A 17541-nucleotide genomic window follows, 5' to 3' on the forward strand; every position below is an offset into this window, starting at 1 on the left:
AGCACAAAATCTCACAATTATAGTATATCCTTTAGTTAACTCTTAGTCAATTTCTATAAATTCACATCTCATAATATGAAATATGCATAAATTAAATATCTCATAATTGTTATTATTAACTTCCTAAACACCTGGAAGTATAACTTTAAAACTATGCTCTACCCTTGAATTAACAAATCTAACTTTTCCTTTACCTTTAAATCCATTTTTTATTCTATAAAAGCCTCTTCCATTATTTAAAAATCTATCTTTCTCATCTATTGTCATCAATTTTTCATATAACCAAATGTTTCTCTTATTATAATTTGTAGTTTGACCTTTTATATTATAATCTATAAACTCACCAGGACTACATACAACTATATTATTTTTACTTATACTTATTTCAATTATTCTATTTAAATCAAAATATTCTCTATATAACACTGCATTTTTTACAGCTTCAATAATAGACTCAATATAATATCCTTTTGGCATTATTTTTTCTATTATTTCTTCTGTCTTATCTATCATAGATAGGAGACTTCCTTGAACAATATGAACCTCACCATATTCACTATTTAACTTATCAACTATCTTAATCATATTATTAGGTATGCATAAGAAATTCTTATCTGAAAATACTAATAGTCCCCCATAAGTACATCTTAGCTTTGATTTTTCTTTATCTTCAAATAATATTCCTGTAGTTAATAATAAGAATTTTTTATTTTCTTCATTTATTTGTATTCCCTTTTTTTTAAAATAAGTATTTACAAGCTCCATATTTAACATACTATCATCACTTCTCATAACTGGGCATGTTTCTATAGTTAAATTTAGATTTTCTTCAAATGCTGCAATAAGCTCCTGTTTTCTCATAACATCGGTTGTAGAACCTCTTCTTATATAAAATGCTCCATTTTCTCTAACTTGATATGGCTTTTGCTCACCATCATAAATGCATATAACACAAATCTCTTTATTTTCTATTTCTACAAAGTTTATTTCTATCGGGATTGGAGGTTCACATCTACTTGTTATTATCTGCTGTATTTGTTCCTCCTTAAATTTATCTGAATCTTCTATTCCAATAATTCTTTTTGTTTTATCTTCAATTCCAACAATTATATATCCTCTTCCACCATTTGAATTTGCTATAGCACATACATCTTTAGCAAGTTCTTTTTTCCCTGTCTCATTCCATAGTTCAAGCTTTAATTTAAAATCTAATTTAGTTCCTTCTTCTCTTTTTAATATTGATCTCAGTTTCTTTATATCCATAGATATCCCCCATTAGAAATCATTTACTATAATATATTATCATGAATATATTATTATATACTATTAAAAATATAATAAAATTCAAATCACTTAATTAAAATAAATATAGAAGCTATCTCTATTTAGATAGCTTCTATATTTTAACATAATAATGTTTTAAACTTTTCATCATGAGCACTTATCACTCTATTTTTCCCTAAATTTTTCGATTTGTACAGTAAGTCATCTGCAATTTTTATTAATTCATTAATGTCTCGCGAATTCATCGGAAAATATGCAATTCCAAAGCTAGCAGTTACTGATTTCTCTTTTCCTTGAAAACTTACTACGGACCCCTCTATAGCTCTTCTTACTATATTCATCTTATTATATACGCTCAATTCATCATCAAAATCAGTAATATATAATATTATTTCTTCCCCGCCATATCTGGCCATCAAATCATTATCACCAAGCCAGCTTTTAATTATTTTTCCTGTATTAATAAGAACCTTATCTCCAAATTGATGTCCAAAATTATCATTTATTACTTTAAAATTATCAATATCAATCATTACAATTGCACATTTATCATAATTTTCTTGTTGAATTACTTTTTCCATATAATCAAAAAAATATTTTCTATTATATATATTCATAAGTGGATCTGTCTGGGAAAGCCTTTCTAGTTGTTTATACAAAAAGGAATTTTCTATAGAAATTGCTATTTGATTTGCAATAGATTTTAAAAATAATTTTAATTCTACCGTCATGAAATTGTAAACCTTGTGTTCTACAATTATATACCCCATAAACTTATCCCTTAAAAATATAGGGACTCCCATAACCGAATGAATATCTGAGCAATTTGATCCCACCTGTTTTATTGGATCTTTAGAATTAATCAAAAATTCCTGTTCACTATAAACATATTTTATTTCCTCTGAAGTCAGATTTATTTTAGAATCTTCTATATTTGTTGCCTTAATTATAAGTTCATCATTTTCCATTAAAAAAATGGTTGAATTTGCTACACCTAGTATTCCTATTATCATATCATTAATCATTGAAATCAAATTATCATCACTAAAGAATGTATTTATATATTTACTAATCTCTACAATATTAAATAAAGAATTATTTGAATTTTCTAATTTAACATTCACTTCACATAGTTCCTGTATATGCTTTTCAGAGAACCTTTGGTATGCTTCATATTCACATTTCAAACTATCATAAAGTTTTTTATAATCTTGCATATTATATCACCACTTTCAACTAAGTCATCAAGTGTTACGTCATTTAATATAAAAATAAACTAATACTATAATTATACTATATTATTAATAGAATTATAATATATATTTTTCCATATACCAATAAACATATATTATTACTAATACTACCTTATTATGAAAATGATGATAATATTTAATTGGGTAGATTTACTGCATACTAGTTATTAAACGAATAATGTTTTGCTTTTAATAAAACTGCTGTAAGCGGCAATGCTATTACTGTTCCAGTTGTAACTTGAATTATATTTCCTACTATATCTTTAGCCGAATAAGCTATCCCTTGAATTAATCCAATCTTATCAGTTAAAAATCCTGCTATAATTATGCCAGCAAAGAAGTAACCAACAACCATGAATATTCCACTTATTATAAATGCAGTAAGATATCTAACAGTGTCATTAGCCTTATCTTCCATAATATCTAATATATATCCGGCAATATAAGCCATTGTTCCTTTAATTATGAATGTAAATGGTGCCCATAAATAATATCCACCAAGCACATCAACTAAAAGCATACCAAAAGAGCTTGCCACTGCACCTTTTTTCTTTCCTAAAACAACAACTGATAAAAACACCATACAATCGCCTATATGAACAAATCCTCCTACTGACGGTACCCTAATTATGCTACCTGCTAAGTATACTAGAGCTATCATAAGTCCAACCAAAACTAATTCTCGTGTAGCTAAATTTTTATTTTCATTCATTAACCTTTCCTCCTATATTAATAACATTAATATAATTATACATAGACTTTAGCATCATTCAAAATGTACCCATTCAATTTTCTATTATAAAACAAAAGATGCATCAAACTATTATACAAATTTGATACATCCTAATTGTACTATTCTATATTTTTTTATAAAAATCCAATATATTTTCTACTGAACCAGTGTTAATTTCAAGCATTGGTGCTGATAACACTGCTGCATCAAAATACTTAGGGTATTCTTCTAAAATATTTACTCCTATAACTCTTCTTATGTTATACATTTTTACATATGCAAATAAATCTTATTGATATATTCAAAATTTTTCTCTAAAGAATAATTATCTTCAACAAATTTTCTTGCTGCTTTTCCCATTTTTATTCTTAAATCTTTATCTCTTACTAAGATATTTAGCTTTTCTGCTAAATCTTCAACTGATTTCTTTTCAACAACAAGACTTGTTTCATTTGGTTTAGTTGATTCCATAAGTCCACCTACATTACTAACTATAACTGGTGTTCCACACGCTTCTGACTCTACAGCTGCAACGCCAAAGCTTTCACTATCTAAAGTAGATGGAAATACTGATATATCAAATCTTTGAAACTCCTTTATAACATCATCTGGTTTTACAAATCCCAAAAATGTAACGTCATTTTCTATATTTAATTCCCTGCAAAGATTCTTTAAGTAATCTTCTTGACTTCCTTTTCCGCCAATTCTCAACTTAATATCTAAATCTTTATTTTCTTCCTTTACTTGTTTAAATGCCTTAACAAGGTATTGAACTCCATACTTTTCTTCTAATGTTTTAATTGTTCCTATAATAATTTCATCACTTTCAACTTTATTAGGATAAAATTTATTTATATCAACACCAAATGGAGTTACCTTTATCTCTTTATTAGTATACTTTTCTGTCTCTTTTTTCATTACATTGCTTGTTGATAAAATATAATCTGCCTTCTTTAAATTATATTTTATAATCATTTTATGTATTGGGGATTTTATTGGAAAATCATAGACATCACTTCCCCATACCGAAATTATGTATGGATGATAATTAGCTAAAGCCCCTAATAATCCATAACTACTGGCATAATGTGCATGAAGTATATCCGGTTTTATTTCATTAATTAATTCCTTTACTTTTTTTATCTTTTTTAAATATCCAACTTTACCTTTTTCTGATTTTCCTTTCATCACATTATCTTCTATATCCAAAGAATGTACTTTAACACCATTATATTCGCCTTTTCCAAGAGAAATAACATGAATATCATATCCTTTTTTAACAAAATAATTTAAAAATTTATGAGTATGAGCACTGTTTATATCTGCTAAATAGCATATTTTCATAATTATTAGCCTCCAAGCTTAAAATAATAAGTTTTTAAAATTCTCTTATGTTATTCTACCACAAAAGTATAGAGATGTATCAAAATTATTATGCAATATTAACATCATGTATATCTGTATTTTTATCTAGGCTTTTAACTCAACAGTAAATTTACCCCTATTCATAATAACATTGATCTCATTAACTATTTTGCTAGATTCCTCAATATTACTAATTAGATTATTAATATTTTCATTTTATCAATAGTAAGACTTATTAATAAAATAAAGGTTATATCAAAATTAATTATTTTAATATAACCTTTATTTTTTCAATTACTTTATATTAATTTTCCCATGGTTTAGATTCTAAGTACTTTATAAAATCTTCTCTTAATTCATCTTTTTTAAGAGCAAATTCTATAGTTGCTTGTAAAAATCCAAGCTTATCTCCAACATCATACCTTTTACCTTCAAAATTATATGCATACATTGCTTCTTTATTTATTAAAGTTTTTAATGCATCTGTTAATTGAATTTCTCCACCTTTTCCTGGCGCAGTATTTTCTAAAATATCAAATATCTGTGGTGTAATTATATATCTTCCTAAAATTGCAACATTACTTGGTGCTTCTTCTAATGATGGTTTTTCAACTAAGTCCTTAACTTTATAAACCCTATCTTCAATATGAATTCCATTAACTATACCATATTTAGATACATTTTCTTCTGGTACAGTCTGAACTCCTAAAATAGTTGTGTTATATTCATTAAAACAATCTATTAGCTGCTTAAGACAAGGAGTTTTACTATCAACCACATCATCACCTAATAAAACTGCAAAAGGTTCATTTCCTACAAACGTTTTAGCACAATGAATCGCATGACCTAATCCCTTTGGTTCCTTTTGTCTTATGTAATGTATATCAACCATTTCAGATATATCTCTCACTAATTCAAGTAAATCCGATTTTCCACTCTTCTCTAACTCTAATTCTAATTCTATAGATTTATCAAAATGATCTTCTATACATTTTTTATTTCTTCCTGTTATAATAAGGATTTCTTCAATTCCTGAGGCAATTGCTTCTTCAATTATGTACTGAATAGTTGGCTTATCTACTATTGGTAACATTTCTTTTGGTTGAGCCTTAGTTGCTGGTAAAAATCTTGTTCCTAGACCTGCAGCAGGTATAATAGCCTTTTTAACTTTCATAACTATATCGTCCTCTCATTAAATATTTAATTACCTATATAAAATTTTAACATTTCTAATAATTTAAATCAATTTAGCTTAAAGAAATTATCTCTTTATGTGCAGGTGACATTATTTAATTTTTTATTATAAATATCTAACTTTTTAATAATTTTTTAGATTTACTTTTCATAATAAGTAGAATATTGGTTTTTTATGTTGATAGTTTGATAATTTTATGATAATATTTAATCTAGTTATTTTCCATTAAATTTTTCATTATTTAATGTTTTTTTATTTTATATCTTTCATGAATCATTTAATCTAATTTCATAAATTGAAATTAATCATATTATTATACAAAGCTTTTGAAATATTTCTTATTCTAAGGAGAGATTTTATTATGAAAAAAAATATTAAAGATATCATTGTTATAGGGTTCGCTCTATTTGCTATGTTTTTCGGTGCTGGAAATCTTATATTTCCACCATTTTTAGGTCATGAACTTGGAAACAAGTATATAATTGGAATAATAGGGTTTGTTTGTACAGGTGTAGGAGTACCGCTGCTTTCTATATTAGCAGTTACTAAAGAACATGAAACCTTTGAAAACATGGCATCTAAAATCGGTAAAAAATTTGCCCTTATATTCTCCACTATATTATTTATTGCCATAGGACCAATGCTTGCAATCCCTAGAACAGCTGCAAGCACATATGAGTTAACAATAAGCCCAATATTCCCAAATATATCCGCATTAACATGGATGATTATATACTTTGTAATTAATCTATTTTTTGTTCTAAAAAAATCATCTGTTATAGATACTATTGGTAAATATTTAACTCCATTATTATTGGTAATACTAGCATTTATAATAGTTAAAGGAATTTTATTTCCTATTGGAGAAATAACTAATACTAACTATACTTCTGCATTATCATCTTCTCTAATTGAGGGATATCAAACAATGGATGCTTTAGCTGGATTATTATTTGCTTCTATGATTGCAAACTCAATAATAGAAAAGGGCTATCCTAAAAAAGAAGTATTTAGCATGACCATTAAATCAAGTATTTTAGCAATAGCAGGTCTTGCTTTTGTTTATGGAGGTTTAATGTTCTTAGGAGCTCAAACAACAGCATCATTTAATGGTGAATTGACTAAAACAAGCCTACTTTTATTTATCTCAAAGAGTATTCTTGGAGATTTTGGAACTATAGTAATTGGTATCGCTGTAGGTCTTGCTTGTTTAACAACTTCAATTGGATTATTATCAGCAGGTGCTGAATTCTTTGAAGAAATATCCAATGGAAAACTTACATATAAATTTAATGCAGTTGTTATTTCTATAATAAGTGTACTAATAGGGCAACTTGGAATTGATAAGATAGTATCATTATCTGGTCCAATACTAAATATATTATATCCTGTAGCAATTACATTAATAGTAACAAGTCTATTAAATAAGTACTTAAATAATATAAATGCTGTACGTATTGGAGTATATACATCATTAATATTTAGTATCCTTAGCTTAATTCCAATTATTGATTTAAGCTTTATACCGCTTGCTAATGATGGATTTGCTTGGCTAATTCCAACAATTGTTGTAACATTAATATGTCAATTTATACTTCCCAAAAACTCTACTAATATAGATAATTAAGCTTAAAAACCACATAAATTATTATACAAAAAAACGTACATACATTTTAAAATGTATGTACGTTTAAATAATTTTATTATTTTCTAAATTCTATTCTTCCTTTGAAATCTATCTCCATATCAGTAGTTTTGAAATCTGTAAATGGGAATTGAACTGGCATTCCTGTTTTTCTTGATTTATATGCTGCAAGTATAATTGACATTGCTTTTTTACCTTCTTCGCCAGATACAAGTGGTTCTCTATCATCATTTATAGCATCAATTAAATCTTTAAATAATGGTGTATGACCCTTTCCATAAACATTATCTATCTTAACATTTACTTCTTCTTTTATAGCTTCTTCATCATCGCCTTCAAATCTCCATGTTTCAAGTTCATTGTTGGCAAGACCTCCAATAGCTACTGCTCCATTCTGACCAAAAATGCTTAATGTCTCTTCAAGGTTTTTTGGATAAACACATGCTGAACCTTCAACAATTCCAATTGCTCCATTTTTAAATCTTATTAGTATAGCACCAAAATCTTCACCTTCAATATCTCTTAAGAAAGTATCACATTCAGCATATACCCTCTCCACTTCTCCGCCCATCATCCATTGAAGTAAATCTATATTATGAATACATTGATTCATTAATGTTCCACCATCTAAAGCCCAAGTGCCTCTCCATGGTGCTTGCTCATAGTATCCCATATTTCTATTCCAAAGTATTCTTGCAGTACCATTTACTAATTTGCCAAATTTACCTGCTTCCATAGCTTCTCTTAATTTTTGTACTGGCTTATTAAATCTATTTTGATGGCATACACAAAGCTTAACATCATTTTCTTTAGCAACTTTAATCATTTCATTAGCATCATCAATAGACATTGCCATAGGTTTTTCTATTAAAGTGTTTATTTTATGTTTCATAGCATATATAGCAATTTCTGCATGATACCCACTTTCTGTAGCTATTGTAACAACATCTAAATCTTCTTTTTCAATCATTTCTTTATAATCAGTATATGTACGTACACTTTCTGACCCAATATTCATGGATTCTATGTATTCGCTCTTTTTTGCTTCAGCCTTTTCTAAAACAACATCACATGTAGCAACTAATTCAGCTTCTTCTTTATTATTTACTAAAGCTTCAACATGCTTATAAGATATTCTTCCACAACCGATTATGGCAAATTTTAATTTTTTCATCTTTATCAACCCTTTCTACAATTCATAATTCAAAATTCACAATTCACAATTAGTGATGAAATCCTTACAGGATTTCTCTACATTAATTGTGAATTGTACATCTTGAATTGTGAATTGACTAAATGCATTTTACTATTGTTTTAAGTATTATATAAATATCAAAAAATACATTGCTCTTATTTATATATTCTAGATTCAAAGCCAGCTTATCTGGCATTATAGTATTTATATACATATCATCTGGATCCTCTGCAGTACCCAATAGTTCATTTTCATCTCTATATCTTATTGATGCTAAATCTGTTATCCCTGGCTTAACATCTAAAACTTTTCTTTGTTCTTCATTATACATTTCAACATATCTTGGGACTTCTGGTCTTGGTCCAACGAGACTCATATCACCTTTAAAAACATTAATAAGCTGTGGAAGTTCATCCAATTTATATTTTCTTAAAAATCCACCTATTTTTGTTATTCTATTATCATTTCCAACTGTAATCTGACGTCCCATCTTTTCAGCATCAACTACCATAGTTCTATATTTAAGTATTTCAAAGTTCCTTCCCTTTTCCCCTACTCTTATCTGCTTAAAAAATACTGGACCATCAGATTCTTTTTTTATAATTAAAGCAATTACAATCAGTATGGGGCTCAATACTATTATTCCAAGTCCTGAAGCAGTTATATCAAATATTCTCTTAATTACTCTGTTAAATATATTCATAAAATCCCCTTTCTGCAATTTATTTAAGTGCATTTAAGAATTTTTCAGCTAATGGATGGTACATATGATTTTCTAAAACATATTCTTTTCCTTTTTGTCCCATTTCTCTTTTTTCTTCATCTGTTAAATTCTTAATCTTAATTACAGCTTCGGCTACCGCTTTTGGATCTTCTGCTGGTACAGTTATTCCACACCCACAATCTTTTACTGGATCATTTGAAGCCTCAACAGCATATATTACCGGTCTTGCAGCCATCATATAATCAAATAATTTATTTGGACTTACTCCATAATTAAATAAATTTTGTTTCTTTAAACTTATAAAACATACATCTAATAATTGAAGAGCATTATCCATATTATCCTTTAATATAGGATCTAAAAATTCTACATTAGTTACATTATTAGATTTTGCATATTCAATAAGCTCATCTTTAACATTTCCGTTACCTATTAATATATATTTAACCTTTTCATCAGTAGTATTCTTTCCTGCATCAATTAATGTATCTAATACATTAGCAGGTGAATGATTTCCTGTATATCCTACTAAGAAGTATCCTTGTTCTTTTAATTCTTGTAATCTTTCTATTGTCTTTTCCATAGGTGGATTTTTTTCCTCATCATTTACTATTATTCCATTTGGAACATAAACAAATTTATCTGTACTAAATCCTCTTTCTTTTATATGTTTATCCGCATCTGGAAGTATTGAAACTATAACATCTGAATTTTTAAATGCAAAATCTTCTGCTCTTTGAAGTACAATTATTGCTGGGTTCTTTTCTGAAAAGCCTCCAATTTCCATTGGACTTAATGGCCATAAATCATGTATCTCAAAACATAATTTAGCATTACATCTTTTTGCAATTCTATGTGCTGGATATATATCTAATGGATATGTTGATGATGCTATAACTGCATCTGGTTTATATTTATCTGCTATCTTTTTATAATTGCATCTTAATTTCCACATAAATGTAGATATGTTCTTTATTCTTCCTACTCCGTTACCTTTGTATTCTGGTGTTTTTACCCATACATATGTAATTCCATCTATTATTTCTTCTTGAAAATCTTCTTGTACAACTGGATTCTTTTTTCTTAAGTGCGAAAAATCTGCTCCAAGTATTGTTACATTGTGTCCCATACTTTTCCATTCTCTTGCCATATAGTATGGTCTAAATTCCATTCCATGATAATCAGAACCTGCGTAATGATTAATAAGTAAGATATTCATTTATAATTTCTCCTCTTTAATTAAAAGTCTACTTATTCCATAGCAATCTACTTACTTTTAGTATAAATAAATTCTATAATTAAAATACATCTTTTATTTTAATCTTTAACTTATTAATTATATCACAGAGAAAATTTAAAATCTATATAAATGACGGGCTAGGTTTAATGAGAAATAACCCATAATAAATGTCCCAGATTTCACTCACTTTTCTATAAAAAATTTAACAAATAATTTGGGGATAATCAATGACATAAAAATTCTAAAGTTCAAACTTTCTTATGTTTTTTTATCCAAACAGAAACATTTCCTCCATCAACATGAAAATATCCATATCCTTCACTATCTATTAAAACTTCTTCCCTTATGCCTCCTATGCAATCGTAAAATATTTTTCCCGAAAACTGTTTCCCTATATACATTCTTTTACTTCCACCACAATTATCAGTCATAATAACAGCTAATCCTGAGTCTTCATGTTCATAATCGCCTTCTCTTGTCCATCCAATTATATTGCAATCATCAAAATAATCATTTTGCTTGCCATAAGCTTTATATTTTCTCATTTTTAAAAGTATATCTAATTTATTTCTAATTTTTGATTTATTATTTTTAGTTCCATAATAATCCCCATAAAACACACATGGATATCCTTCTGCTCTTAGCAAAATTAATGCATATGCCAGTGGCTTAAACCATTCTAATACATCTGACTGTAATGATTGTCCAACTTGGGTATCGTGATTTTCCACAAATGTAACAGCTTTGCAAGGATTTCTTTCCATTAAAGTTCCTTTCAATATATTACACATATCGTAGTTTCCATTACTTCTTGATGCATTGTAAAAGTTAAAATGCAATGGTACATCAAACAATGAAAATTCTCCTCTAATTTCGTCTATGTATTTTAAAAGCACATTTATGTCTGAGTTCCAATATTCACCTACTGAAAATAATTCCATTCCACTTTCTTTTCTTAGTATAGATATTAAATACATTAAGAAGTTATAATTCATATGCTTTATTGCATCTAATCTAAATCCATCAACATTAGTAAAATCAAGATACCATCTGCTCCATTTTTTTAGTTCGCATATTACTTCCTCATCTCTTAAATCTATATCTACTCCCATAAGATAATCATAATTTCCGTTTTCACTATCAACTCCATTATCCCATGATTTATCTTTAAACCTAAATATTGCATTTCTTTTACTTAGTTCATCATAATCTACTCCATCAAAATTATTATGATTCCACTTAAAAGATGAATATTTATTATTTCTTCCATTAAAATTAAATTTAGTCCATGCAAGTATTTTTTCGACTCCACTGACTTCCATGTTTCTATTACTTGGATCTTCTTCTATTACTTCAACTTCCTCTACTTCATCTGCTCCTATCATATGATCTAAAGAAATATCTGCATATACTTGTATGTTATTTTTGTGTAATATTTTTATTGCTTTCAAATACTCATCTTTTGTTCCATATTTAGTTGAGACAGATCCTTTTTGATTAAATTCTCCTAAATCATATAAATCATATACTGCATATCCTACGTCATTATTTCCATCCGCTCCTTTATAAGCTGGTGGAAGCCATACTGCTGTAATGCCTATATCATTTAAATGCTTTGCTTCATACGAGACTTTATTCCATAAGGCACAATTTCTTGGCAGATACCATTCAAAGTACTGCATTATTGTTCCATTTATTTTTATTTTCTTTCCCATCCTCTCATCCCCATAACCATTTGTATTTTTAATATTACTTATATAATCTAACCATATTCATTTTTTACATACAATATTTAACCTTCTTTATTAATAAGCTCATATTAATTCTATACTTCATATATTTTCATTATATGACAATATAATATCACTTTAAAGCATAACTAATTTATTATAATTGTGAAAAATAATTTTATAGTTATCAATATTGATAACTATATCACTATTGATAATTGTATCAACAATGTTATAATATTTGTAGATTATAATATATTTGGAGGATTTATACATGGAGAAAATAGCATTAATAGTTGACAGTGCTTCTGATATAAAGCAAGATTTTGCAAAACTTAATAACATTACTATTGTACCTTTTAAGGTCATATGTTCAGATAAAGAATATATTGATGGTGTTGACATCAATTCTGATACTCTTTATGAGTTATTAAAAAGAGAGGTTCCATCAACTTCTCTTCCAAGTGTTGATAGTTATGCTTCTGCCTTAAAAACTGCAATAAAAAACGGCTATACACATGCAATAATAATTACAATTTCAAGCGGTCTATCTGGTAGTTTTAACTCAGCAAGATTAGCTGCTGAAAGTGTTCCTGATATTAATACTTTTGTCCTTGATTCTATGACACTCACAATGTCCCAGGGTGCAATAGCTCTAGAAGCTTTAAATATGATAAATTCTGGCAGACCTTTTAATGAAATCATAAAAATTCTTCCTACTTTTATTGATAAAGTCGATGTATTCTTCACTATGGAAACATTAGAGTACCTAATTAAAGGAGGCAGAATCGGAAAGGTTTCTGGTACTATAGCCAGTGTTCTTAACTTAAAGCCTATAATTACAGTAGGTACTGATGGAATATATCATACAGTTTCTAAAATAAGAGGTATTAATCAATCAATATCAAAATTAGCATCAATATTAAAACCTTACACAGATGAAGGTCCATGCAAAGTTTGGATCATGGATGGTAATGCTCCTGATAAAGCACAAATGCTTTATGAAGCAATAAAAGATTATGATAATTTAGTTGAATGTAATTTAGGTGGATGCATCAGCCCTGTCCTTGGTGTCCATACTGGTCCAGGCTTAATTGGATTAATAGTAGAGAAACTTTATTAATTTAAAATTCAACATATAAATAAGGGATGTAGAAAGTTTAGATTGGAATAACCGAAATAAAGCTCTTATGTGTGGCTCGCTTGCTACAAAAATGACGATAAGAATTCAAACATGCAGACATTGTACCCACAAATGTTTGCTCCAATGTAAAATTGGACAAACAATTGTGGAACAAGTCTAAATGAAGAATTCTAAAGCGTCATTTTTGAATGCAAGACACCGCCAACATAAGAGCTTTATTTCTTTGTTTCATCTAAATTCAGAGTAGTGGTACTATTGTTGCTATACATAAATACATTTTTAAATTAAGGAATAGTTATTTATAAATGTTAAAGATTTAAGAAGGTAATATTTTATCATTTTTTAAAAGTATAAATTTATAAATATAAGGATATATATTCTTAAGAATGTGCACTTATAAGGAAACCTATTCATCATTAGATGAATAGCGGCTATACTGCTAAATTCGTACCTCACCAAGCATTATATGCCAAAGAGCAGCTATGCTGCAATTTGGAACTTTCCTTATTTATTGGGTGATGCAGGGGAATAAGTAGTTCCATAAATTATTATAAGTGATTGAAAAATATATTTTTAGGCATGAAATATTCCTAAAACATAAATTATATCTAAAAAAGTTAGATATCTATGATTTTAGAGAAAAACAAAGAAATTCAATATATGAATATGCGTAGTATTGTATTGAAAATTTGAGTTATTAAATTCTTAGACAGAGGCTGTTCCAAAATTGTTTGTCAAATACTTGTTGTTGGAGCAAACATTTTTGGGCACAGCCTCTGTCTGTAGAATTTTTAACTCAAATTTTCCTACAATACGAGCATATCATATATTGAATTTCGGTTGTCATCCACTAAACCATGATTCTACGTCCCTTATTTATGTTGTGCTTAAGTTTGTATATATGATAAAATGATTTTATATTTATTAAGTAAAACTTAAGGAGGCAATCTCTATGAAAATATTAACTGTCATAGGTGCGAGACCACAGTTTATTAAAGCTGCTACAGTTTCAAACAAAGTAAGAAGAAATGGTAATAGTGAAATATTAGTTCATACTGGTCAACATTATGATAATAATATGTCTGATATCTTTTTTGAAGAATTAGGAATTCCAAAACCTGACTATAATTTAAGTATTGGTTCTTCTAATCATGGCCATCAAACAGGAAGCATGTTAATTGCTCTTGAAGATATATATTTAAAAGAGAAACCAGATATGGTTTTAGTATATGGTGATACAAATTCAACTTTAGCGGGTGCATTATGCGCAAGTAAGTTATTAATTCCAGTTGCTCATGTCGAAGCAGGACTTAGAAGCTTTAATATGGCAATGCCTGAGGAACAAAATAGAATACTAACAGATCACATTTCTAATTTATTATTTGCACCAACACAAACTGCAATTGATAATTTATCTAAAGAAAACATAACAAAAGGTGTTTACAACACTGGAGATGTTATGTATGATGCTATTAATCTATTTAAAGAAAGAGCAAAAGAAGTTTCTACAATAACACAAAAATTAGATTTAGCCCCAAACAGCTATATTTTATCAACTATACATAGAGCTGAAAATACAAACAGCATTGAAAGATTAACTTCAATAATAAAAGCTTTGAGTGAATCTGGTAAAAAAATAATATTGCCACTTCACCCTAGAACCAAAAAATTTATAAATGAATATAATTTAAACGTTGGAGACAACATTAAAATAATTGATCCTGTTGGGTACTTAGAAATGATTTCTCTTCAAGAAAATGCATGTAAAATTGTAACAGATAGCGGCGGAGTTCAAAAAGAAGCTTACTTCTTAAAGAAACCATGCATTACAATGAGAGATGAAACAGAATGGATTGAAACAGTACAAAATGGATGGAATATAATAGTTGGAAGTGATTCGAGCAAAATACTAGATGCAATTGAAAACTTTAATCCTACCGGTACTCCAGCATCTGCTTTTGGTAATGGAGATACCTCTTCAATCATTACTGATATAATAGAAAAATACTTAGGCTAATATAAATTTAAAGAAATGGGATATGTACTAATAAAACTAGTATATATCCCATTTCAATATTATTTATTACCATTCCCTACCTGGATCATCTGCCATATTATTCCCCGTTCCCTTAGGATACAAAACAGAATAGTGATCTAACACAAGATCATTTTCACCATTTTGGGATTCTTTAAATACAAATAAAATCTTAAATTCAGCACCTGCCGTATAACCTATAATTTGTTCATTGTCATACTTTGAACTATATGCTGGTTCTCCTAACACTTTCTTTACATTAGAAAGTGATAGTTCTCCTAACTTACTATCAAATGACCTAGCTTCAAAAATTTGATCTCCTTTATTACATCCAAAAGCTACATTAGCCTTAGAAAAAGTATAATACACCCCTTTAGCTTCTGATACAAAGTCAGATGTGTCAGCCTTTCCAAGCTTTTCTTCTACATCTTGAATAGTTGTAGACTTAACTTGAAATTCACTATTAATTATTTTCCCTTTCTTTGCTAACTGGGTAATATTATCAATTAATTCTTTTTGTGAATTTTCCTCTTTTGAATTATTTTCTGGATTAACTTTTCCTCCTTCACTATTTGAAGAAGTTTTATAATTTGAAATTATATTTCTCTTTATTTTAACTTTTAAAATTCTTTCTACAGATTTATTTATTCTTTCTTCTGAAATAGTTCCATTTTTTACGCATTCCAATAAATTATCATATACATTCTGAAAATCTGGTGTCATAAGAAGTACATCTGCGCCTGCATTGATTGCCATTATTGCAGCATCTTTTGGTGAATAATAGTTAGATATGGCTTTCATATTAAGCGCATCAGTAGTAACAATATTTTCATATCCAAGTTCTTTTCTTAATAAATCAGTTATTATTGTTTTAGATAACGAAGATGGAGTATTATCCCCTGTCACATTAGGTGCAGAAATATGAGATATCATTATAAAATCCACATCTTCTTCTATTCCTGATATAAAAGGCAAAAATTCTGTTTTTCTCATACCTTCTAAAGTTTGTGGTGTGTAAGAAAATTCATTATGCGAATTTGCCTCTGATCCACCATGTCCTGGGAAATGTTTTAATGTAGCTGAAACATTATTTTCTTGTAGTCCTTTTACAACCTCTTTTACCATATTAGCTACAACTTCAGGGTTCGAACCAAATGCTCTTCTTCCTATCTCTGTATTATTCGGATTTGTAATAACATCAGCTACTGGTGCAAAATCTAAATTAAAACCAAGTTCATGTATCTCTTTCCCTATTGTACTTCCTACAGCATAAGCTCTATTGTAGTCTTTCTTTTCTCCTATATCAGCCATATTTTCAAATTTAGTAACTCCTATTGATGGTATATCAGATAATCTTGATACTATTCCACCTTCTTCATCTACTGAAATAAATAAAGGTATATTACTATTATCTTGAATATTGTTTATCAATAATTTTACTTGTTCTCTATCTTTAATATTATTTTGAAATAATATTATTCCTCCAACATTATATTTATTAATATTTTCTTTTATAGATTCTGTAAAGACCATACTTTCCAATCCATTATTTACATCTTCTAAATTTACAATAAATAATTGACCTATTTTCTGTTCCAATGTCATATCAGTCATTATCTCTTTTGCTTTTTGATTTAAAATTTCTTCTTCTGATAGTTCTTTCTCTTTCTTATTATCAATAATATCATTTTTATTTGAACCAGATGGCTCCTTATAATTTTCTGCTTTATAAACAGAGCAACCACTTGTAGTCAATAAAAATATAGAAATAACTAAAAAATAAATCATTCTTCTCATAACCATTCATCAATTCCTTTATAATTTTTCACTCAGATTTTAATATTTTCATATGACTTTTACTTTCAAGTATATCCTATTCCCTATTATTCTATCAATATTCCATGGAATATCTTTTTAAGATAAACTTAATATTAATTCAAAATTCATTTATTTTATTATAATCTATTAAAAGTAAAAAATGTTTCAAAGAAAAATATA

At 28.0% G+C, this 17541-nt stretch carries 14 protein-coding genes; 3 read left to right on the top strand and 11 right to left on the bottom strand.

All coding sequences use genetic code 11. From position 1 onward, the window contains the following. Positions 1–123: 123 nt before the first annotated feature. The 6 genes from BN2920_RS19465 to galU form a co-directional block, all read right to left on the bottom strand. A complete protein-coding gene (locus tag BN2920_RS19465; protein WP_058296620.1) occupies positions 124–1263 on the bottom strand; it encodes an AlbA family DNA-binding domain-containing protein in 1140 nt (379 codons plus the stop codon). 140 nt (positions 1264–1403) lie between these two features. Further along, entirely contained in the window at positions 1404–2501 is a 1098-nt protein-coding gene (locus tag BN2920_RS19470) for a sensor domain-containing diguanylate cyclase (protein WP_058296621.1), read from the bottom strand. A 196-nt stretch (positions 2502–2697) separates the two neighbouring features. Continuing rightward, the gene (locus tag BN2920_RS19475; RefSeq protein WP_058296622.1) at positions 2698–3249 is read right to left on the bottom strand and encodes an ECF transporter S component; all 552 of its coding nucleotides are present in this window, start codon (positions 3247–3249) and stop codon (positions 2698–2700) included. Between the two features lie 145 nt (positions 3250–3394). Further along, positions 3395–3538, bottom strand: coding sequence for a hypothetical protein (locus BN2920_RS21585; RefSeq protein ID WP_157065798.1), 144 nt, complete (start codon positions 3536–3538; stop codon positions 3395–3397). A 2-nt stretch (positions 3539–3540) separates the two neighbouring features. Next, positions 3541–4614: a glycosyltransferase family 4 protein gene (locus BN2920_RS19480; RefSeq protein ID WP_058296623.1), complete on the bottom strand. Its 1074-nt coding sequence runs from the start codon at positions 4612–4614 to the stop codon at positions 3541–3543. Between the two features lie 325 nt (positions 4615–4939). Next, positions 4940–5809 carry a UTP--glucose-1-phosphate uridylyltransferase GalU gene (galU, locus tag BN2920_RS19485; protein WP_058296624.1) on the bottom strand — a complete coding sequence of 290 codons (870 nt, stop codon included), beginning with the start codon at positions 5807–5809 and terminating at the stop codon, positions 4940–4942. A gap of 382 nt (positions 5810–6191) precedes the next feature. Here galU and brnQ point away from each other — a divergent pair, with 382 nt between their 5' ends. Next, complete coding sequence (gene brnQ / locus BN2920_RS19490; RefSeq protein WP_058296625.1) at positions 6192–7457, top strand: branched-chain amino acid transport system II carrier protein; 1266 nt, start codon at positions 6192–6194, stop codon at positions 7455–7457. 76 nt (positions 7458–7533) lie between these two features. On the opposite strand, the gene BN2920_RS19495 is transcribed toward brnQ, so the two are convergent. From BN2920_RS19495 to BN2920_RS19510, 4 genes are all read right to left on the bottom strand, one after another. Further along, positions 7534–8649 (bottom strand): Gfo/Idh/MocA family protein, encoded by a 1116-nt coding sequence (locus BN2920_RS19495; protein WP_058296626.1) that lies wholly within the window; start codon positions 8647–8649, stop codon positions 7534–7536. Positions 8650–8767: 118 nt separating this feature from the next. Beyond that, positions 8768–9373 carry a sugar transferase gene (locus BN2920_RS19500; protein WP_058296627.1) on the bottom strand — a complete coding sequence of 202 codons (606 nt, stop codon included), beginning with the start codon at positions 9371–9373 and terminating at the stop codon, positions 8768–8770. Between the two features lie 19 nt (positions 9374–9392). Beyond that, a complete protein-coding gene (locus BN2920_RS19505; RefSeq protein ID WP_058296628.1) occupies positions 9393–10613 on the bottom strand; it encodes a glycosyltransferase family 4 protein in 1221 nt (406 codons plus the stop codon). Between the two features lie 269 nt (positions 10614–10882). Next, positions 10883–12349, bottom strand: a complete 1467-nt coding sequence (locus BN2920_RS19510) for an alpha-amylase (RefSeq protein ID WP_083498867.1) — start codon at positions 12347–12349, stop codon at positions 10883–10885. A 289-nt stretch (positions 12350–12638) separates the two neighbouring features. Here BN2920_RS19510 and BN2920_RS19515 point away from each other — a divergent pair, with 289 nt between their 5' ends. Continuing rightward, on the top strand, positions 12639–13487 hold the full coding sequence (locus BN2920_RS19515; RefSeq protein ID WP_058296629.1) for a DegV family protein: 849 nt from the start codon (positions 12639–12641) through the stop codon (positions 13485–13487). Positions 13488–14460: 973 nt separating this feature from the next. Beyond that, the gene (wecB, locus tag BN2920_RS19520; RefSeq protein WP_058296630.1) at positions 14461–15525 is read left to right on the top strand and encodes a non-hydrolyzing UDP-N-acetylglucosamine 2-epimerase; all 1065 of its coding nucleotides are present in this window, start codon (positions 14461–14463) and stop codon (positions 15523–15525) included. 66 nt (positions 15526–15591) lie between these two features. Here wecB and BN2920_RS19525 read toward each other — a convergent pair whose 3' ends face one another. After that, positions 15592–17340 (bottom strand): glycoside hydrolase family 3 N-terminal domain-containing protein, encoded by a 1749-nt coding sequence (locus BN2920_RS19525; RefSeq protein WP_159116950.1) that lies wholly within the window; start codon positions 17338–17340, stop codon positions 15592–15594. Positions 17341–17541 lie beyond the last annotated feature (201 nt).

This window comes from Clostridium neonatale, assembly GCF_001458595.1.
Classification (GTDB): domain Bacteria; phylum Bacillota; class Clostridia; order Clostridiales; family Clostridiaceae; genus Clostridium; species Clostridium neonatale.